This is a genomic window from Synechococcus sp. A15-127 (genome assembly GCF_014280215.1).
GTDB lineage: Bacteria > Cyanobacteriota > Cyanobacteriia > PCC-6307 > Cyanobiaceae > Parasynechococcus.
The window spans coordinates 2285596-2303892 of the sequence record NZ_CP047948.1; the positions used below are offsets into that span (position 1 = coordinate 2285596).

Sequence of the window (18297 nt, forward strand, 5' to 3'; positions counted from 1 at the left end):
GTTCAGGTCAGCCGCCGAAAGCGACGGGAAAGGCCAACTTGAGGGCTGCCGTCACCAGAAGGTTCACGAGAGCGAGAGGCAGGAGGAACTTCCAGCCCAAATCCAGCAGCTGATCGATGCGGACCCGTGGGGTGGTCCAACGCAGGAGGATGGCCACGAAGACGAGCAGATAGGCCTTCAGCACGGTCATCACGATGCCGACGGAACCGGTGATCACCTGAACCACCGGGGCATCCACGGATTGCCCGAGCCAACCAGCCAACCATTCCACGGGGATCGGGAAACCCCAGCCACCCAGGTACAGCACTGAAACCAGAACTGCCGAAAGCACGAGGTTGATGTAACCGGCCAGATAGAAGAGGGCAAATTTCATGCCGGCGTACTCGGTCTGATAGCCCGCCACCAGTTCTTCCTCTGCTTCAGGAAGGTCGAAGGGAAGTCGCTCACATTCGGCCAGGGCACAAATCCAGAAGATCAGGAAGCCCACCGGCTGACGCCAGATGTTCCAGCTGAGAATGCCAGCCCCCGTCTGCTGACTGACGATGTCAACGGTGCTGAGCGAGTTGCTCATCATCACGATGGCCAGCACGGCCAGGGCAAGCGGGATCTCGTAACTGATCGATTGAGCGGCGGCGCGCAATCCACCCAACAGCGAGTACTTGTTATTGGAGGCATAGCCACTCATCAACAGGCCGATGGGTTGGATGCTGCTGAAGGAGATCCAGAGAAAAATGCCAACGCCGACGTTGCTGATCAGCAGGTTCTGGCCGAAGGGGATGATCAGCCAGGAGATGATCACCGGGATCACCACCAGCACTGGCCCAAGCGTGAACAGGAGACTGTCGGCCCGCGCCGGAATGATGTCCTCCTTCACCAGCAGCTTGAGGCCGTCAGCCAGCGGCTGAAGAACACCGAGGGCACCGGCGTACTCGGGTCCGATGCGCTGCTGGACGGCGGCGGAGATCTTGCGCTCCAGCCAGACGGACACCAGCACACCGACCACAGCTGCGATCAGCACCAGCAGCATCGGCAGAGGAAGCCAGAGCAGACGGGCCACGTCCGCTGAGAGTCCCAGGCCTTCGAGGGCCTGACTGAAACTCGATTCCAGGTCCAGTCCCGGGCTCACCATGGTGTCGTCGGAAGTGCCTGCAACTTAGGCGGCCGCAGCCGGTTCACGCTCGCTGATGGGCGTCCAGGAGCGTGGTTCGGAGCCTGAATAGATCTGCGAGGGCCGGAAAATACGGTTGGCACCGAGTTGCTCACGCCAGTGGGCGAGCCAGCCGGCCACCCGCGCGATGGCGAACACCGGTGTGAACAGATCTCGGGGAATTCCAAGCTTGCGGTACACAAGCCCGGAATAGAAATCGACGTTGGGATAGATGCCCTTGGCCCCCAGTCGGGACTCGGCCGCCACCTCCAGCCCCCGTGCCACGTCGTAGAGGCCGTCATGGCCGAAACGGGCGAACATCTCCTCAGCAAGAACCTGGAGGATCACGGCGCGGGGATCCTTCACCCGGTACTCACGATGGCCGAACCCCATGATCTTCCGCTTCGCGGCCATCGCCTCATCGAGGTAGTTGCCGGCGTTCTCCGCTGAGCCGATCTGCTCGAGCATGGCGAGCACATCCTCGTTGGCACCTCCATGCAATGGGCCGGCCAAGGTGCCCACGGCAGACGCCACCACGGCGTACGGGTCCGTGAGGGTGCTGGCGGTGACGCGGGCGCTGAAGGTGCTGGCGTTGAGGCTGTGCTCGGCGTGCAGGATCAGGCAGCGATCGAAGATCCTGGCGGCCAGGGAGTCCGGCTCCCGCTCCGTGAGCATGTAGAGGAAATTGGCGGAGTAGGCCAGATCGTCCCGGGGCTGGATCGGATCCTGGCCCTTCCGGATGAGCTGAAAAGCCGCCACCATCGTCGGGATCTTGGCGATCAGCCTGACCACGGCGTCATAGATGTACTGCGGGTCATCGATCGCCCGCCGGGAATAGAACAGTCCCAACGAGGCGGCGCTCGACTGCAGCGCGTCCATCGGATGGCCGGAGGCCGGGAAGCACTTCATCATGTCTCTCACCCGGAAGCTCACCCGCCGGTGCATCTGTACCTCGTGCTCGAAGGCCTCGAGCTGATCGTGCGTGGGCAGCTCACCCCAGATCAACAGGAACGCGGTCTCGAGAAAACTGCTGTTGGCCGCCAGGTCATCCACCGGGATCCCCCGGTAGGTGAGCAGGCCCTTCTGACCATCGATGTCGCAGATGGCGGACTGGGTGGCCGGAACACCGTCCAGGCCGGGTCGAAGTTCGATTCCGGTGCGCGCATGGCGCAGTTCGCCGGACTGCTGCTGTGCCAACGCCTCGATGCCGCTACTGGCAACCTAAGCCGGAGCGTCTGAGCCCAGCAGCAGTCCAGGCCGCAGCAGGGCCTGCAGCTGCCAGCTCCCGCCGGAACCTTGCAGTTGGATGACTCCGGCCTTGCGCAGCGCCAGGGAGCCCGGCACCAGACCCAGCAGGGAGCAGGCCAGATCGCTGAGATCAGGCTCATGGCCCACCAAACCAACCCGCCCGCTCAAGGCCTGCACCAGAGAGGCGGCCGCACCACCGGGCTGAAGCCAGGGGTGCGGCTCCAGCTGAGGGCTGAGGCCGGCCTCGCAGGCGATCTGCGCGGTCTCCAGTGCCCGCCGGTAAGGACTGGTGATCAAGCGCTCCACACAAACACCGCGGGACACGAGTGCGGCGATGACGGCCTGGGTCCGCTGGCGCCCCCGGGCGGTGAGAGCCCGATCCGGATGATCCAGCCCACCGGGACGCTCCTCGGCGATGCCATGCCGCAGCAGCAGCAGTTCAACCGAGTTCGAGGCGGGCATGCATCGGCAGCACGGAGCGGTTCCCATCGTTGTGATCACTCTCCAGCGCCAGGGCGAGACCTTTGACCCTCGCCTGAAGCGGATCACCCGAGAGTGCCTGCACCAGCCTCCACGGGTACCAGCGGCCCAGCAGGCTGCGGGCCGGTTGATCCGCCAGCAGCAAGGTCTGACTCGCCGCTTCGGCCCCATGAAGGGCACGCCACTGGTTCTGACGATCCGAGATGCCTCGCGATTCCCTGCGACGCTCAAGCGCAGCCAGGGAATCTCCCCACCAGTCGAGATCCGCCTCACCGGCACTGGCGACGGCGAGCTGGGCGTCCAGCCCCTCTCCGCGTCCTCGCTGACGCACCAGCCGCGTCCAGACCTGCAGCGTTTCGCCGTCTCCGGAGAGCTCGGAGCGGGCCAGCCCCTCCTCCTGCAATCGGTCGTTCAGCGATGACCGGGTCGGATGGCCAGGACGGGTGGCCAGCAGCCAGCTCTCCGCCTGCTGCAACCACAGCAGCGGTCCGTCATCAAGGCGAGCGATCTGACCCGCCGCAGGCTGATCGGAGAGGACATGCCGAAGCAGGGGACCCACCCACTGCACCAAGGGGTGGTCATCGTCGGCACGGATCAGACGACCAGGATCCTGCAGCTGCGCCAGCCAAACGGGGCGTCCGACCGCTGCGGGAATCAGCCCATCGGCCGGTGCCCAGGAGGCAATGTCCAGAGGGCCGCGGAAACGCAGCAGACCATCCACTGCCAGATCACGACCGTCCGGATGCAGCCGGGCCACGAGCCCCTCAAGATCAGGCCGGTCGGCAAGGGCCGCCGGCAGCTGGAACCAGTGCTCCAGAGCTGAGGGAGACACGGTCATCAGGGCGACCCCCTGACCCAGCTCCTCCAGCTGACGCTGTAACTGCGCATCCCCCAGCTGGTGCTGATCCTGGAGTTGAGACACATCCAGGGCCTGTTCCAGCACGCCGCGACCTGACGCGAGCAGCAGCAGATCGTCATCGATCAGCGTCGTGGCCAGAGGAACCGGAGCCCTGCCCTGCAAAGCCCCACGGCCACTGATCAGACCCATGCCGCGGTAGCTGGTCACCTGCAGGTCGGTCCCGGCCAGGCTGCGGGTTTGCCAGAAACGCTGCAGAAAGAGTCGGGCGCCATCGCTGCTGCGGCTGGAGAGAGCCAGGATCCAGCCGGGATCGGATCCGGATCCGTCGGCATCCAGCAGGGTGAGGCTGACATCCGAGCCGAGCCAGGAGGCCAGCTCGGAGTCGTAATCCAGGCCTGCCAGAGCGAAGACGCCCTCACGCCAGCGACGTGCGGCGTCTCGCGCCTGTCGTCGTTCCGATGCGGGAGCCACCGCCTGGACATAGGCCGGCAGACGGGACGGATCCGCCAACCAATGAAGGGAAAGAGCCGCCTGACGGGGCACAAAGCGGGCAGCACGAGGCAGCTCCGGCGACGCCTCCGCCAAGCGGAGCGGGCTGCGGCGGTCCATGGCCCACAGCACGCCGAGCGTGATCAGCAACAGGGAGAGCAGCACTGCGATCAGCGCACTCAGAAAGGGGCGGGCCTTCATGGGCCTGCAACATCGTGTGACTTCATCTTTGTCCATCGCCGCAGAATGGCGCCATGGCAGACCTTCATCCCCGACCGATCACCGCTGCGGAGCTGCAGCGATGGATCGAAAGTGGCGACAACCCTCCGCAGCTGGTGGACGTGCGGGAAGACGCCGAACTGGCCATCGCGCCTTTCCCTGCTGAGGTGGTTCATCTGCCGCTGAGCCGTTCCGGGGACTGGCTCGACACGGTTCCTTCGCGACTTCCGGCCGACCGCCCCGTGGTGGTGCTGTGCCATGCCGGTGTGCGCAGCCAGCATTTCGGCCTGTGGCTGTTGGAACAGAAGAGGCACGGAGAGGTGTGGAACCTTGAGGGTGGTATCGACGCCTGGAGCATGCAGGTGGATTCGCAGGTGCCCCGTTACTGATGAAGCCCCTGTCCGCACGACAACGACAGGTGCTGCAGGCGACGGTCCACCACTATGTGGACACGATCGAACCCGTAGGCAGCCGCACCCTGGTGCAACGCTTCGGCATTCCCGCAAGCTCCGCCACGGTGCGGTCCGCGATGGGCGTTCTTGAGCAGCGCGGACTGCTGACGCAGCCGCACACCTCCGCCGGACGGGTTCCCAGCCCGCTGGGCTACCGCCACTACGTCGACTGCCTGCTGCCGGAACCCGGGTCAGCGGTGCAGCTGCTGGAACGGGAGCTGGCGGGCCTCAGCCTGCGCTGGGCGGCCCTCGACGATCTGCTGCTGCAACTGGCGCGACGACTGACGGACTTCACAGGGCTGATGAGTCTGATCACCCGTCCGGCCCCTCCCCGCAACCAGCTGGAAGCTGTGCGCCTGGTGAAGAGCGGAGACAGGCTTCTAGTGCTGCTGGTCGAGGACAGCGGCCGGGCCAGCCACCTCAACCTGAGGCTTCCCCATGGAGCTGCCGAGGAACTAGCGGCGATGGAGCGCTGGACCGATCGACAGCTGGAACAGGGAGCTCTGAACTGGGATGCCTTGCCGCCACAGCTGCAACGAAGCGGAGGCGTGCTGCGCAGCGCCCTGGATCAACCCACACCGACCGGAGGCGAACCGACGGTGGTCCATGGATTTTCGCGACTTGCAGCAGAGCCCGAATTCCACAGCGCCAGTGATCTGAGACCGCTCCTGGAACTGATCGATGAGCGTCCCGAAGCGCTGGTCAATCAGGGAAGTCAGGCCCGGGTCTGGATCGGTGAGGAGCATCCCCATACCGCGCTCCAGACCTGCTCGGTCGTTCAGGCTCCCTACCGATGTGGATCCGAAGGCATCGGACAGGTGGCCCTGGTGGGACCGATGCGAATGGCCTATGCCACAGCGAAAGCCGCTGTCCAGCGGGTGGCACGCCACCTTGAGCTGTTGCTCAGCTGAACGGCCGCGGCCTCAGAGCTGGTCCCCCAGCTTCTCCGCCACGGTGTTGACGTCCTTGTCGCCGCGACCGGAGCAGTTGATCACGATCTCGCTGCCCTCAGAAAGCGTGGGACAGAGGGTCTCCAGCCAGGCGAAGGCATGGGCGGTCTCAAGGGCCGGAATGATGCCCTCCAGTTCGCTGACCAGACGCAGGGCATCGAGCGCCTGCTGATCGGTGACGGCGCCGTACTCAGCCCGACCGATCTCCCGCAGATAGCTGTGCTCGGGGCCGACACCGGGGTAATCCAGTCCAGCACTGATGGAGTGGGCTTCCTGAACCTGTCCGTCTCCGTCCTGGAGCAGCAGACTCATGGCGCCATGCAGCACACCCGCACGCCCCTCGGTGATGGTGGCGGCGTGACGACCGGTGTCGACGCCATCACCAGCGGCCTCCACGCCGATCAACCGAACTGAGGTGTCCTGCACAAAGGGGTGGAACAGTCCCATCGCATTGGAGCCACCACCGACGCAGGCCAGAAGCACGTCCGGAAGGCGACCGAAGGCCTCCTGACACTGCTGCTTGGCCTCCTGACCGATCACCGCATGAAAATCACGCACCAGCATCGGGTAGGGGTGCGGACCGGCGACGGATCCGAGGATGTAGTGGGTGGTTTCAACGTTCGTGACCCAGTCGCGGATCGCTTCGCTGGTGGCGTCCTTGAGCGTTGCGGTGCCAGCGGTCACCGGTTGCACCGTGGCCCCCAGAAGACGCATCCGGAAGACGTTCAGAGCCTGACGGCGCATGTCCTCAGCGCCCATGTAAATGATGCAGTCCAGGCCGAAGCGGGCGCAGACGGTGGCTGTGGCCACACCGTGCTGACCGGCGCCTGTTTCGGCGATGATCCGCTTCTTGCCCATGCGCAGGGCCAGCAGGGCCTGACCCAGGGCGTTGTTGATCTTGTGAGCACCTGTGTGGTTGAGGTCCTCACGTTTCAGCCAGATGCGAGGGCCACCGTCACTGCGTCGGTAGTGGGCGGTGAGACGCTCGGCCTCGTACAGCGGTGTGGCCCGACCGACGTAGTTCTTCAGCAGCTGGTTCAGCTCGGCGGTGAAGTCTGGATCTTTCCAGGCCTGGGCGGCCGCCTGCTCCAGCTCCGCCAGAGCAGGCATGAGTGTTTCGGGAACGTACTGGCCACCGAAACGACCGAATCGACCGTGGGCTCCGGGACGCACCGATGGCTGCAGGCTGGATGGATCCGTAGTGCTGGTGGGGGGCAGGGTGCTGGTCACGGATCCACGGTGGAGCGTTGAATCAGCGTAAGCAGGCGATCACACGATGCCGCGGATCGCAGGCACGGATGCTCTGATCCCGAAACCCGGCCTGCTGCAACGCCGCCGGCATATCGAGGGCGAAATATTGCTCGATGTAAGGCTCCGTGCTTTTCAACAGCGTGGCCACCGGCGCCGGTAACAGCTGAAGAACAGAGGAGGCAGGATCCTGATCCACCATCACCAGCACCCCGCCTGGACGCAGCAGCCGTCCTGCTTCGGCGAGGACGGCGTGGGTCGCCTGCTGCGGCAGCTCATGGCAGACGAACTGCAGGCTGATCAGATCGACGGACCCCGATTCGAATCCGGTGCTCTCGGCAGCGCCATGGCACCACTCGGCCACCAGTCCCTGGCTGTCGCGCACCCTGGCCACCGCGAGCATGTCGGGTGAGAGATCCAGACCGATCACAGTCGGGCCATCGAACCCGGCGGCATCAGCACGCTGATTCAGCCAGATGGCGAGAGCCTGGGTGCTGACCCCCACAGAACAGCCCAGATCCACGACTCGGCGGATCGGGCCCTGCAGCAAGGGCTGAACAGCAGCATGGATGGCATCCCGCAGACGCGTCTGGGCCTGAGCTGGCGTCAGATCGTCGTCGGGCCAGACCCGCAGGGCCATGGCATCGGTGGCCTGCTCCGCCTCCGCTGCGGCCTGCCAGCAGAGATTGCCCTGCTCATAAGCGTGGAACCGGGCGCGGTAGTAGGCCGGTGGCGTGAGACCAGTGGTGGTGCTCGACTCCAGCAGCGGTGCAGCGGCCTGACGCAGCTCCTCGCGACGGGCTCGCCAGGGAATGCCGCTGCGCTCGGCGGTGCGGATGATCAGCTGCCGGGCCTGAAAGAACAGCGGCCGGCGCAGCAACCCGATCCCGATCAGCAGCTCGATCAAACGGCCCAGCCCTCGGCTGGAGTCAGCCCAGCGGGGAGTGGCGGCGGCATTGGTCATCGACAATGAGAGCGATTGCGAAAGGCGGATGCCGAAGGGCGGCTGGCAGGAATTCAGCAGCGCCGACAGTCTGCAGCGGCCCAGTGGCCCGTCGGCGGAGCCCCGGCCGAAAGCCGATCAGATGGTTCGGGTGCAGCCGACCCGCGGCGGCAAGGGGGGCAAGACGGTAACGATGATCCGCGGTCTGGAGCTTGACGCGAGCGGCCTCAAGGCACTGCTGAAGAAGCTCAAGACCCGCATCGGCAGCGGCGGCACAGCAAGAGACGGCGTGATCGAGCTGCAGGGCGATCAGGTGGACCTGGCACTGGACTGGCTGAAGGCCGAGGGCTACCGGCCGAAACGGGCTGGCGGTTAAGGGAGAATGGCCGCCACTTGAGCCCGTGGTGATGACCGCTGCTACCCCCAAGGCCTCCAACATCGTCTGGCACGAGGCGTCGGTGGACCGTTCAGCCCGGGCTGAGCAGCGGGGTCACCGCAGCGCCATCCTCTGGTTCACAGGGCTCTCCGGATCGGGCAAGAGCACCCTGGCCAACGCGGTGAATGCCGCTCTGTTCGAACAGGGGCTGGCCACGTACGTCCTCGACGGAGACAACGTGCGCCACGGGTTGTGCAAAGACCTCGGCTTCTCCGATGCCGACCGTGAGGAGAACATCCGCCGCATCGGCGAGGTCGCCAAGCTGTTTCTCGACTCCGGTGTGATCGTTCTGACCGCCTTCGTCTCCCCCTTCCGCGCTGACCGTGACAAGGCCCGCGCCTTGGTCGAGGACGGAGATTTCTTCGAGATCCACTGCGCCGCCGACCTCGACGTGTGTGAATCCCGCGATCCCAAGGGCCTGTATGCCAAAGCACGCGCTGGGGTGATCAAGGAGTTCACCGGAATCTCCAGCCCCTACGAGGCCCCGGAACATCCGGAACTGACCATCGACACCGGTGCTCAGGAGCTCTCCCAGTCCGTCGCCCTGGTGATCAACGCCCTGCAGTCGCAGGGGGTGATTCCTGTTGCATCGCATCAGCCAGGGATTTGATGCAACTGGCGACGGGAACCGCCAACAGCAATCCCAGCAGCTCTCCCAGCCCGTTGATGGCCCCGATGCGCGCTCCGAGGGGAAGCGAAATCAGCAGCCAGGCGGGCTGGAGCCCCACGATGCTTCCCATCAAGCGCGGCTGGATCACCTGATCAACCACCTGGCCCACCAGGATCGCCGCAACCAGCAGCTCCAGACCGGTGCGCGGATCCTGGATTCCGAGGATGGCGCTGACCAACACGATCGTGATTGCACTGGCATAGGGGATCAGCGTCGTGAAACCGATCAGCACGGCGAACAGCACGCCGTAGGGGATGTTCAGCACGGAAAACACCACCAGCTGACCGGCGCTGAGGATCAGGGCAAGGAGCACCTGCCCGGCGAAGTACCCCCGGAAGGTGCGCTCCAGGGTCGTGATCACCAGATCACGCCAGCGCTCCGGCAACCAGCGGGCGAGCCCCTGGGTGATCGAATCCCCCCCCAGCAGCAGAAACACAGCCAGCACCAGAACGATCACGGTGTTGATGGTCGTGCCGACCGTGGCACCGAGGATCGCCAGCAGACGCTGGCTGAGCTGGGTGACCACCCGACTCAGCTGGGTGACAAGGTCGCTGCTGAGATCCGCGAAATCAGCGGGCAGCCCGCGGTCCACCGCCCAGGCCTGGCCCCTGTTGATCAGTTGTTCGGCCGCCGCCAGCAGAGACGGCGCAGCACTGATCAGCTGACTCAGCTGCTCGATCAGCAGCGGCACCAGCTCCACGGCGGCAAGCACGAGCAGTCCGACACTGACCAGCACCACCGCCGCGATCGACAGGCTGCGACTGAAGCCCCGTGCCATCAACCAGCGGCAGGGAAGATCCAGCAGAAAAGCAATCAGAGCCGCTGTGAGAAACAGACCTGGAAACGGGGCGAACTGCACCAGCACCCGTTTGAGCACAAAGGCATTGAGGCCCAACAGCGGCAGAGCAAGACCGACTCGCAACCAACCGGGCCAGGACATCATTCAGGGCGAGGGCTGGTTCATGGACGTCAGGTACGCCGCACTGCCCTGCTGCTGAAGGCGGGCATCCTTGGCAACCACTGCATCGTGCAGACCGCGGCGGTGATCCGCCAGCCGGATGGCGAGCTGCTCATCTTCAACCGCAAGGATCTGAGCGGCGAGCAGACCGCCATTGAGACCTCCGCCGATGGCGACCGTGGCGACGGGAATGCCGCCGGGCATCTGCACGATCGAATGGAGGGAGTCCACGCCGGAGAGTGCTTTGCTCTGCACCGGAACTCCGATCACCGGCAGGGTCGTGAGCGATGCCACCATCCCCGGCAGATGGGCCGCACCACCGGCGCCGGCAACGATGACGCGGATGCCACGCCCACGGGCACCTTCCGCGAAATCGATCATGGCCTGAGGGGTGCGGTGGGCCGACAGCACCCGAACCTCAACCTCAACGCCAAGCAGCCGCAGGATCGCGGCTGCGGGCTCCATGGTGGGCAGGTCGGAATCGCTGCCCATCACCACGGCCACGCGGGGGAGATCGTCTGTCACAGGGCATTCCGGCGAGACTGCCATCGTCCCGCACGACCCTGCCAGGCCCGACCCGATGCGACGGATCATCGATGTGCGTCTGCCGGCCCCGCTCGATCGGGAGCTGGATCAGCTCCACCAGGTGGAGATCACTCCGGAGGGAATCATCCGGCAGATCCTGCCGATGGCGACCGGAGACCTCACAGCCGGTGAGTCGTGGAACGGCGACTGGCTGAGTCCCCGCGGCATCGATCTGCAGATCAACGGTGGGCTGGGCCTGGCCTTCCCAGAACTGAAGCCCAGCGATCTGTCGCGTCTGATCGATCTGCTGGACAAGCTCTGGGCCGATGGCGTGGAAGCGATCGCTCCGACGCTGGTCACCTGCGGCATTGCGCCGCTCCGGCAGGCCCTCAGCGTTCTGCAGGAGGCTCGCCGCCAAGAACAGGCCGGCCGTTGCCGCCTGCTGGGAGCCCATCTGGAAGGACCCTTTCTGGCGAATGAGCGCCGCGGCGCCCACCCGCCGGAACACCTGGCGATTCCCAGCCTGGAGGCGCTCGATGAACGCATCGGCGGTTTCGAGACGGAGATCTCCCTGATGACGCTGGCTCCGGAACTCCCGGGTGCAAGCGCCGTGATCGCCAGGCTCAGGGAGCTCGGAATCATGGTGGCTCTCGGCCACAGCGCCGCGAAGGCGGACCAGGCCGCTGTGGGGTTTGATCAGGGGGTGGGCATGCTCACCCATGCCTTCAATGCGATGCCGGGTCTGCATCACCGGGCCCCGGGGCCCCTGGGTGAAGCCTGTCGTCGGGGCGGCATCGCCCTTGGACTGATCGCCGACGGGGTGCACGTGGATCCCACCATGGCGGTGCTGCTGCAACGGCTGGCACCGGATCAGATCGTGCTGGTGAGCGATGCCCTGGCTCCTTATGGCCTTGCCGATGGAGAACACCGTTGGGATGAGCGGGTGCTGCTGGTGACGAACGGCACCTGCCGACTGGAGGACGGCACCCTGGCGGGGGTGACCCTGCCCCAGCTGGAGGGCGTCAGACGGCTGGCCGGCTGGTGCGGGCAGCCAGGCGCTGCGATCTGGAGCGCCACCGTGGCCCCGCGACGGCTGAGCGATGGCGTCAGCGGCGTGGAGCAGGCCCTGCTAGGGCAACCGTTGAGGAACCAACTGCGCTGGAGTCGCCACGCGGCTGAGGAGCTCCACTGGGACTGCGCTGCTTAAGATCCCGCCGAACACGACCCTGCTTCGATGGCCCCCGATCAACTGCTGGAGCAGAAACAGGCCGAAAAAAAGGAGGTGAAGGGCTACTTCGAAACCACGGGCTTCGATCGCTGGAACCGCATCTACAGCGAAAGCGATGACGTGAACAAGGTGCAGCGCAACATCCGCATCGGTCACCAGAAAACCGTGGATGAAGTGCTGGCCTGGATCCAGGACAGCGGTGAGCTCAACGATGTGAGCTTCTGTGATGCCGGCTGTGGTGTCGGCAGCCTCAGCCTGCCGCTGGCCGGAATGGGGGCCGGCTCGATCAGCGCCAGCGACATCTCCGAAGCCATGGCTCAGGAGGCGGAGCGTCGCGCCCGCGAGGCGGGTCTCGACATGGGCAAACTGAATTTCTTCGCCAGCGACCTGGAAAGCCTCAGCGGCTCGTTCCACACGGTGTGCTGCCTGGATGTATTCATCCATTACCCCCAGCAACCGGCCGAGGAGATGGTGAAGCACCTGTGCAGCCTCACCGAACAGCGCCTGATCGTGAGCTTCGCGCCCTACACACCACTGCTGGCACTGCTGAAGGGCATCGGTCAGCTGTTCCCGGGCCCCAGCAAAACCACGCGGGCTTACACCCTCAAGGAAGACGGCATCGTCAGGGCAGCGGAAGCCTGCGGTTTCAAACTGGTGCGCCGCAGCCTCAACAAGGCGCCCTTTTACTTCTCCCGCCTGATCGAGTTCCGCAAGGGCTGAGACATCAACTCATCCCCCACTTGAGGGATGGCGACCGTTCAGCAGATCCCCCAATCAGGGGAAGGCGAACATCGCAATGTGATCCCCTCCGCTTCCAATCTCCAGGCATGCAGCCGGTAGCCCCCATCGCCAGGGGTTGCCGTCACCGAAATCCCCCGATTGAGCAGATACAGCGGATCCCCCAGCAAAGGGCAGCCCAGCTGCGCCAGATGGATGCGGATCTGATGCGGCCGCCCTGTGGTGATCGTCACCTGCAAGCGATCGCCCTCAGCCGTGCGCTCCAACAGCTCCAGCTGGGAGTGAGCTGAGAGCCGTTTGCGGATCGGCTCCTGCTCCAACGGTTCCGGGCCCCAGATCCAGCCCAACAGCGGATGAGTCCGTTCCACCACATCACTGCTGACCGTCAGGCACTGGCCCAGCTCCAACCCTGGAACCTGCTGACTCCAGGCCTGATACACCTTGCGGCAACCGCCCTCCGGCCGGAACTGCTTCGACCACAGCGCACGGGTCTGCGGCGTACGGGCACACACCTGCAAGCCGGAGGTGAACCGTCCCAGGCGGTGCACCGGCCGGGCACCAGTCGGCTCCAGCAATGACATGAGCGTGTGGCGAAGAAAGCCACCACAGGGCATCACCGGCAAGCCCGACGGCTTGTTGATCACCAGCAGATCGCCGTCGTCATGGACCGTCAGCCATTGATCGGGAATCGCCTCCTCCAGCCAGGGCGGCCGCTGCCAGCAGAGGTGTTCCCCGCCCTGCAGCTGTCGATCCTCCAAGAGAAGCGAGTCGTTCCAACGCAGCTCACCAGCAGCGATCCGTTGCTGCCAAACCGCCACATCGGAATGCTGGTAGCGCTCAGCCAGCCAATGGCTCACCACGGTTCCCGCATCAGCACGCGGCACTCGGTCGCGATACGTCCAGCCCTGATTGAGCGCCGCCTCGCGCCAGCCAGCCCTCAAGTCACCAGACGATGCTCCAACGCATAACGGACGAGTTCCGTCCGGCTGGAGGTACCGGTCTTGTTGAACAGCCGACTCACATATTTCTCGACGTTGCGGATCGAGGTCTCCAGCTGGCGGGCGATCTCCTTGTTCATCAGCCCCTCGGCCACCAGTTGCAGCACGCTCGCCTCCCGCGGCGTGAAGCTGTGCACCACCGGCTCTTTCGCGGGCAGAGCTTCCGCCTGGGCCAGCAGTGAACGGATTTCAGTGATCTGCTTGGCCATCTGACCCATGTCCGTGTCAGCGAACCGGGCCGCCTCCTGCAGCAACCGCTGCTGGCGTTGCGCCACGTTGCGCACCCGCGCCACCAGTTCATCCGGGTCGAACGGCTTGGGGATGTAGTCATCCACGCCGGCCATGTACCCCTGGGTGCGGTCCGCCGTCATCCCCTTGGCAGTGAGGAAGATCACAGGGGTTCCTCCCAAACGCTCATCGGCCCGCAGCTTCTTCAGCAGGCCGTAGCCATCGAGTCTCGGCATCATCACGTCGCTGATCACCAGATCCGGCAGCATCTGCTGCGCCTTCACGAAGCCCTCCTCGCCATCCACCGCAGTGGTCACATCGAATCCCTCGTCCTCGAGGTAAGCCTGAACCGCTGTTCGCAGACCGGGCTCATCGTCAACCAGCAGCAGCCTCGGCGCCGGAACCTCCTGCTCGTCTGTGCTGGGTGGGGGGGCGTCGCTCATGGCTGGCTCGCACTCAGTGCAATGTATGGAGCACGAGCTCAGGGAGCCAGTGCGGGTAACTGCTCCTGACGTTCGGGAATCAGGGTCGAATACCCCAGAGAGAGGGCCTTGTCCCTCAGCGTGACCGGATCGGTGCCCGCCAGCTCCGGAACACAGGCCGCCCACCAGACCAGATGATCCTCACGGTTGGTGTCGTTCACCGGACCCCCGGGATTGATCGTCCGCACATACACCGCCGTCGCGGTGCGTTTGACGCGAACCGGGCTGGAGGTGCTGCAATCGACCGACTCGAAGTAGATGTTCAGATCGGAAGGGGATTCCTCCCAGATCTGATAACGCCGCATGGTGTCCGTGGACGAGGGCGTCCTCACCTCATAGATACCGATGATGCGCGGGCCTCCGGCATCGGGCTCCTCGATCAGCACCTTCAGATCCTGAGGCCTGGATTTCTTCATCTGCTCCAGCACCTCCTGACGATCGATCCCGCGGATCGGCGCAGTGCACAGGAGCACAGGCAATGCAACGGCTACGGACAACATCAGCCTGGACAGCACAGAACGCATGCGCGTTGCGGCGGAAATCTGCGCACCATGGTGACAAGAACCCGCGCCTCTGATCTGACCTCGTCACCACTTGCCTTTGATCACCAGGCAACCACGCCCTGTGCCGCCGAAGTGGTGGAGGCGATGGAGCCGTACTGGTGCGAGCAGTGGGGCAATCCCTCAAGCCGGCAGCATCGGCTCGGGCTCAGTGCCGCCGCCGCTGTCTCCCTGGCGCGACGGCAGCTGGCGGAATGCCTGGCGGTGGAACCCGAACGGGTGGTGTTCACCAGCGGGGCCACCGAAGCCAACAACCTCGCCCTGCTTGGCCACGCCAGAGCCCGGAGGCGTTCCGGAGACCGGCCGGGCCATCTCATCAGCGTGGTCACGGAACACCACGCTGTTCTCGACCCTCTCGATCAGCTTCAGCGCGAGGGATTCCAGCTGACGTTGCTGCAGCCTGGAGCCGATGGCCTGATCAGCCCGGACGATCTCAAGGATGCGATCACCGCTGACACGGTGATGGTGAGCGTGATGGCGGCCAACAATGAAATCGGAGTGCTGCAACCACTGGCGGAACTCTCCGCGATTTGCCGGCAACGGGGCATCACGGTTCACAGTGATGCGGCCCAGGCCTTCGGACACATTCCCCTCGATCCGGATGCACTGGGACTGGACCTGGTCAGCCTCAGCGCCCACAAGCTGTACGGCCCCAAAGGGATCGGAGCCCTGGTGATCCGCCCGGGGATCGATCTGACCCCTCTCCAGTGGGGTGGCGGCCAGGAACAGGGCCTGCGCCCCGGCACCCTCCCGGCACCCCTGATCGTCGGGTTCGCTGCCGCGGCACGGCTGACGGTCGCGGAACGGGCATCCCGTTCCGCGCGACTGCAGGAGCTGCGGGATCACCTGCTCCGCGGTCTGCAGGAAGAGCTTCCTCAGATCCTGCTCAACGGAGCTCAGGCACCACGCCTGGCTCACAACCTCAACATCAGCGTCCCCGGGGTCAATGGCAATCGCCTGCATCGGGCTCTGCGTCCGGAACTCACCTGCAGCAGCGGATCCGCCTGCAGCAACGGCTCACCCTCCCATGTGCTGCAGTCTCTCGGCCGCAGCCGACAGCTGGCGGAAGCCTCCCTGCGGCTCAGCCTCGGACGAAGCACCACCGAGGAGGACGTGGAGCAGGCGATCCGTGTGATCACGCAGGCAGTGCGTGCGCTCACCCCTTGAACTCAGTACCTTCCGACTGATCCTTGAAACCGATGATGACCAGCACGCCGGGGCACTCTCTCGATGCGGGCTTGGCGATCCGGGATGGCTGGAGGGCTTTCCTGCTTTCACCGTGGAGCTTCGTCGGCTTCGCGGTCGTCGCGACGATCCTCTCTTCGCTGGTGGATCTGCTTCCCGGAATCGCCGGATTTCTGGCCACAACGCTGATCGATCTCTGGATCAGCATCGGGCTGGTGCGTGGTGCCTGGATCGGACTCGACGGAAGAAGACCGGCCTTCGCGGATCTCGCCGCCCTGAACGGTCCGGCGATCTGGCGGTTGTTCAGCAGTCAGCTGGTGCTGGCTCTGCTGCTGTTGCCGATCGCTCTGATCGTGATCGGGGTTGCCCTGACCGCCGCCGAGGCCATCCAGCCCGCCGCCCGGCTGCTGAATCTCAGTTTCGCGAGCGATCTGAGCGATCCGCAGCAGCTCAACGTGCTGATCCCGGGTTATCAGACGATGGTCATGAAGCTCATGCAGAGCCCAGTGGCCCTCATTGCGCTGCTGAGCGGCTGGGTTGTGGCGGTGTTCGTGCATGTGAACCAGTCTTTCCTGGGCTTCATCGCACTCCTCGATGGTCGTGGCCCGATCACGACGATCCGCCGCGGCTTTGAACGTGTGAAGGGTCAGTGGTGGCAGGTGCTGGGCCTGCTGGTGCTGCAGACAATCATCCTTCTGATCGGCGTTCTGCTGATGGTTCTGGGTCTGCTAGCGGCGGTTCCCCTCGTCTTCTGCATCACCGGTGCCGCCTACCGCCAGCTGTTCGGCTCCGACGACCGGGCCGATTTCCTCAAAGGGCGGTGAGCAGCACGAACCCCACCGCTCCGATCAACGCCAGCAGCAGCTGAGCCACCTGGCTCACGAGCAGTCCGGCCACAACCGCCAGGCCGACCCGCATGGAGCGGACAGCGCGGGCATTCCAGCCGAGCTCCGGAGAGCGCTCTCGCAGCGACCATGCCTCCACGACGGTTGCCATCAACCAGGGACCGATCAGCACCCCGAATCCACCGGCCAACAGTCCGAAGCCGAGGCCGACAACCGCTGCCAGAGCAGACCAGCGACCAGCCTCCAGTTTCGCTGTGGCCAGGCTCACCGCCAGCAGATCGGCGATCAGCCCCAAGGCGAAGGTCACCGTGGCCAGCAGCAGCGGAGGCCAGCCGGCACTCCAGCCGACATGCCAGCACCAGAGCCCGGCACCGACCGGCAGCCAGAGCAGTCCTGGCAGCACCGGCAGCAGCGTTCCCGGCAAAGCCACCAGCTGGAGGGCCAGCGCCAGCCACCAGATCGGATCAACCGGCATCGACCCTCCGAGCCAGTCGCCACTTGGCACTGCGGCTGCGGGGATTGCTGTCCTGTTCCTCCTCGGAGGCCACGACGGGCTTGCGGGTGAGCCTCTCCAGCCGGTCATCACGCAGGAATGCCGTCTTCACGCGGCGATCCTCGAGAGAGTGGAAGCTGATGATTCCCAGCCGCCCAGCGGGCTCCAGCCAGTCCGGGGCCTGCTGAAGCAGTCGGTCCAGCACACCCAGCTCGTCGTTCACAGCGATCCGCAGGGCCTGGAAGGTGCGGGTCGCGGGATGAATGCGTCCCCGCCGCGCCTTCGGCGGATAACAGCCGGCCACGGCGTAGGCCAGGGCGGCCGTCCCGCTGTAGGCCCCCTGCTCGGCCAGATCCGCCTTGATCCTGCGGGCGATGCGCCGCGACAGTCGCTCCTCCCCATAGGCATAGATGAGGTCGGCCAGCGCACTCTCCTCAAGCCTCCCGATCAGCTGCGCCGCCGTCTCCCTCCCCTGATCCGGGTTCATCCTCATGTCCAGAGGCCCGTCAAGTCGGAAGCTGAATCCTCGCGCCGCCACATCCAGCTGGGGACTGCTCACCCCCAGATCCGCAAGCACCATCAGAGCCGGTTCGTCAGGGGTGAAGTCCGCGAAGTTGGCGGCGACGATCTGAACTCTCTCTCCGAAGGGAGCCAGTCGCTCGGCCGCTGCTGCGCGAGCCGTGGGGTCCTGATCGAGGCCGATCAGCCGCCACTCCGGATGCCGCTCCAGGAGCAGAGCGCTGTGACCGCCTCCACCGAGGGTGGCATCAATGAGCAGACCGGCCGATTCCGCCAGAGGCTGCGCAGCTGCCACAACGGCATCCGCCAGCACCGGCACGTGGCTGAACTGAGGCGCGATCGGCAAGCAACGACCCGAGTTGGACTCCTTAAGATTGATTCATCTATCGATCCGTGG

21 protein-coding genes are annotated in these 18297 nt (G+C 65.1%); 8 read left to right on the top strand and 13 right to left on the bottom strand.

Going from position 1 to position 18297, the window contains the following annotated elements; genetic code table 11:
• Positions 1-7 precede the first annotated feature (7 nt).
• From nuoH to SynA15127_RS12220, 4 genes are read right to left on the bottom strand one after another with little or no spacing between them, the layout of a single operon-like run.
• Positions 8-1126: an NADH-quinone oxidoreductase subunit NuoH gene (gene nuoH / locus SynA15127_RS12205; RefSeq protein WP_186485730.1), complete on the bottom strand. Its 1119-nt coding sequence runs from the start codon at positions 1124-1126 to the stop codon at positions 8-10.
• Between the two features lie 27 nt (positions 1127-1153).
• Positions 1154-2344, bottom strand: a complete 1191-nt coding sequence (locus SynA15127_RS12210) for a citrate synthase (RefSeq protein ID WP_186484319.1) — start codon at positions 2342-2344, stop codon at positions 1154-1156.
• 24 nt (positions 2345-2368) lie between these two features.
• Positions 2369-2857: a histidine phosphatase family protein gene (locus SynA15127_RS12215; RefSeq protein WP_186484320.1), complete on the bottom strand. Its 489-nt coding sequence runs from the start codon at positions 2855-2857 to the stop codon at positions 2369-2371.
• Positions 2835-4424 (bottom strand): DUF3352 domain-containing protein, encoded by a 1590-nt coding sequence (locus SynA15127_RS12220; RefSeq protein WP_255475503.1) that lies wholly within the window; start codon positions 4422-4424, stop codon positions 2835-2837. Before SynA15127_RS12220 ends, SynA15127_RS12215 begins: the two co-directional genes overlap by 23 nt.
• A gap of 53 nt (positions 4425-4477) precedes the next feature.
• Between SynA15127_RS12220 and SynA15127_RS12225 the strand changes: the two genes are divergently transcribed.
• Together SynA15127_RS12225 and SynA15127_RS12230 are read left to right on the top strand one after the other, a co-directional pair.
• Positions 4478-4831, top strand: a complete 354-nt coding sequence (locus SynA15127_RS12225; protein ID WP_186484322.1) for a rhodanese-like domain-containing protein — start codon at positions 4478-4480, stop codon at positions 4829-4831.
• Complete coding sequence (locus SynA15127_RS12230; protein ID WP_186484323.1) at positions 4831-5805, top strand: heat-inducible transcriptional repressor HrcA; 975 nt, start codon at positions 4831-4833, stop codon at positions 5803-5805. Before SynA15127_RS12225 ends, SynA15127_RS12230 begins: the two co-directional genes overlap by 1 nt.
• Positions 5806-5817: 12 nt before the next feature.
• On the opposite strand, the gene trpB is transcribed toward SynA15127_RS12230, so the two are convergent.
• A complete protein-coding gene (gene trpB / locus SynA15127_RS12235) occupies positions 5818-7074 on the bottom strand; it encodes a tryptophan synthase subunit beta (RefSeq protein ID WP_186484324.1) in 1257 nt (418 codons plus the stop codon).
• A gap of 22 nt (positions 7075-7096) precedes the next feature.
• Complete coding sequence (locus tag SynA15127_RS12240; protein WP_186485731.1) at positions 7097-8056, bottom strand: class I SAM-dependent methyltransferase; 960 nt, start codon at positions 8054-8056, stop codon at positions 7097-7099.
• 28 nt (positions 8057-8084) lie between these two features.
• On the opposite strand from SynA15127_RS12240, the gene SynA15127_RS12245 reads away from it, so the two are divergent.
• Both SynA15127_RS12245 and cysC read left to right on the top strand, forming a co-directional pair.
• Complete coding sequence (locus SynA15127_RS12245) at positions 8085-8411, top strand: translation initiation factor (protein ID WP_186484325.1); 327 nt, start codon at positions 8085-8087, stop codon at positions 8409-8411.
• 31 nt (positions 8412-8442) lie between these two features.
• Positions 8443-9081: an adenylyl-sulfate kinase gene (gene cysC / locus SynA15127_RS12250; RefSeq protein ID WP_186484326.1), complete on the top strand. Its 639-nt coding sequence runs from the start codon at positions 8443-8445 to the stop codon at positions 9079-9081.
• Here the strand turns inward: cysC and SynA15127_RS12255 are convergent.
• Positions 9023-10084, bottom strand: a complete 1062-nt coding sequence (locus SynA15127_RS12255) for an AI-2E family transporter (RefSeq protein ID WP_186484327.1) — start codon at positions 10082-10084, stop codon at positions 9023-9025. The genes cysC and SynA15127_RS12255 overlap by 59 nt on opposite strands.
• Positions 10085-10648, bottom strand: a complete 564-nt coding sequence (gene purE, locus SynA15127_RS12260) for a 5-(carboxyamino)imidazole ribonucleotide mutase (protein ID WP_186484328.1) — start codon at positions 10646-10648, stop codon at positions 10085-10087. It lies immediately after the preceding gene.
• A 31-nt stretch (positions 10649-10679) separates the two neighbouring features.
• On the opposite strand from purE, the gene SynA15127_RS12265 reads away from it, so the two are divergent.
• Positions 10680-11831, top strand: coding sequence for an N-acetylglucosamine-6-phosphate deacetylase (locus SynA15127_RS12265; protein ID WP_186484329.1), 1152 nt, complete (start codon positions 10680-10682; stop codon positions 11829-11831).
• 27 nt (positions 11832-11858) lie between these two features.
• Positions 11859-12572 carry a magnesium protoporphyrin IX methyltransferase gene (bchM, locus tag SynA15127_RS12270; protein WP_186484330.1) on the top strand — a complete coding sequence of 238 codons (714 nt, stop codon included), beginning with the start codon at positions 11859-11861 and terminating at the stop codon, positions 12570-12572.
• Positions 12573-12610: 38 nt separating this feature from the next.
• Here the strand turns inward: bchM and SynA15127_RS12275 are convergent, their stop codons facing one another.
• From SynA15127_RS12275 to SynA15127_RS12285, 3 genes are read right to left on the bottom strand one after another with little or no spacing between them, the layout of a single operon-like run.
• Positions 12611-13531 carry an RNA pseudouridine synthase gene (locus SynA15127_RS12275; RefSeq protein WP_186484331.1) on the bottom strand — a complete coding sequence of 307 codons (921 nt, stop codon included), beginning with the start codon at positions 13529-13531 and terminating at the stop codon, positions 12611-12613.
• Positions 13528-14259, bottom strand: a complete 732-nt coding sequence (locus SynA15127_RS12280) for a response regulator transcription factor (protein ID WP_043693326.1) — start codon at positions 14257-14259, stop codon at positions 13528-13530. Before SynA15127_RS12280 ends, SynA15127_RS12275 begins: the two co-directional genes overlap by 4 nt.
• 38 nt (positions 14260-14297) lie before the next feature.
• On the bottom strand, positions 14298-14822 hold the full coding sequence (locus SynA15127_RS12285) for a hypothetical protein (protein ID WP_186484332.1): 525 nt from the start codon (positions 14820-14822) through the stop codon (positions 14298-14300).
• Between the two features lie 27 nt (positions 14823-14849).
• Between SynA15127_RS12285 and SynA15127_RS12290 the strand changes: the two genes are divergently transcribed.
• Together SynA15127_RS12290 and SynA15127_RS12295 are read left to right on the top strand one after the other, a co-directional pair.
• Positions 14850-16025: a cysteine desulfurase family protein gene (locus tag SynA15127_RS12290; RefSeq protein ID WP_186484333.1), complete on the top strand. Its 1176-nt coding sequence runs from the start codon at positions 14850-14852 to the stop codon at positions 16023-16025.
• A gap of 35 nt (positions 16026-16060) precedes the next feature.
• A complete protein-coding gene (locus tag SynA15127_RS12295; protein ID WP_186484334.1) occupies positions 16061-16867 on the top strand; it encodes a hypothetical protein in 807 nt (268 codons plus the stop codon).
• On the opposite strand, the gene SynA15127_RS12300 is transcribed toward SynA15127_RS12295, so the two are convergent.
• Together SynA15127_RS12300 and rsmH are read right to left on the bottom strand one after the other, a co-directional pair.
• Entirely contained in the window at positions 16854-17363 is a 510-nt protein-coding gene (locus SynA15127_RS12300; protein ID WP_186484335.1) for a DUF456 domain-containing protein, read from the bottom strand. The genes SynA15127_RS12295 and SynA15127_RS12300 overlap by 14 nt on opposite strands.
• On the bottom strand, positions 17353-18246 hold the full coding sequence (gene rsmH / locus SynA15127_RS12305; protein WP_186484336.1) for a 16S rRNA (cytosine(1402)-N(4))-methyltransferase RsmH: 894 nt from the start codon (positions 18244-18246) through the stop codon (positions 17353-17355). The genes SynA15127_RS12300 and rsmH overlap by 11 nt, the downstream gene beginning before the upstream one ends.
• Positions 18247-18297 lie beyond the last annotated feature (51 nt).

Excerpts from the sequence above, each read along its gene's own strand:
- SynA15127_RS12220 (WP_255475503.1), bottom strand. The coding sequence starts at position 4,424 with ATGAAGGCCCGCCCCTTTCTGAGTGCGCTGATCGCAGTGCTGCTCTCC.
- bchM (WP_186484330.1), top strand. The coding sequence starts at position 11,859 with ATGGCCCCCGATCAACTGCTGGAGCAGAAACAGGCCGAAAAAAAGGAG.
- SynA15127_RS12300 (WP_186484335.1), bottom strand. The coding sequence starts at position 17,363 with ATGCCGGTTGATCCGATCTGGTGGCTGGCGCTGGCCCTCCAGCTGGTG.
- SynA15127_RS12255 (WP_186484327.1), bottom strand. The coding sequence starts at position 10,084 with ATGATGTCCTGGCCCGGTTGGTTGCGAGTCGGTCTTGCTCTGCCGCTG.
- purE (WP_186484328.1), bottom strand. The coding sequence starts at position 10,648 with ATGGCAGTCTCGCCGGAATGCCCTGTGACAGACGATCTCCCCCGCGTG.
- SynA15127_RS12290 (WP_186484333.1), top strand. The coding sequence starts at position 14,850 with ATGGTGACAAGAACCCGCGCCTCTGATCTGACCTCGTCACCACTTGCC.
- SynA15127_RS12230 (WP_186484323.1), top strand. The coding sequence starts at position 4,831 with ATGAAGCCCCTGTCCGCACGACAACGACAGGTGCTGCAGGCGACGGTC.
- SynA15127_RS12285 (WP_186484332.1), bottom strand. The coding sequence starts at position 14,822 with ATGCGTTCTGTGCTGTCCAGGCTGATGTTGTCCGTAGCCGTTGCATTG.
- SynA15127_RS12280 (WP_043693326.1), bottom strand. The coding sequence starts at position 14,259 with ATGAGCGACGCCCCCCCACCCAGCACAGACGAGCAGGAGGTTCCGGCG.
- SynA15127_RS12225 (WP_186484322.1), top strand. The coding sequence starts at position 4,478 with ATGGCAGACCTTCATCCCCGACCGATCACCGCTGCGGAGCTGCAGCGA.
- cysC (WP_186484326.1), top strand. The coding sequence starts at position 8,443 with ATGACCGCTGCTACCCCCAAGGCCTCCAACATCGTCTGGCACGAGGCG.
- SynA15127_RS12265 (WP_186484329.1), top strand. The coding sequence starts at position 10,680 with ATGCGACGGATCATCGATGTGCGTCTGCCGGCCCCGCTCGATCGGGAG.
- SynA15127_RS12295 (WP_186484334.1), top strand. The coding sequence starts at position 16,061 with ATGACCAGCACGCCGGGGCACTCTCTCGATGCGGGCTTGGCGATCCGG.
- SynA15127_RS12245 (WP_186484325.1), top strand. The coding sequence starts at position 8,085 with ATGCCGAAGGGCGGCTGGCAGGAATTCAGCAGCGCCGACAGTCTGCAG.
- SynA15127_RS12215 (WP_186484320.1), bottom strand. The coding sequence starts at position 2,857 with ATGCCCGCCTCGAACTCGGTTGAACTGCTGCTGCTGCGGCATGGCATC.
- SynA15127_RS12240 (WP_186485731.1), bottom strand. The coding sequence starts at position 8,056 with ATGACCAATGCCGCCGCCACTCCCCGCTGGGCTGACTCCAGCCGAGGG.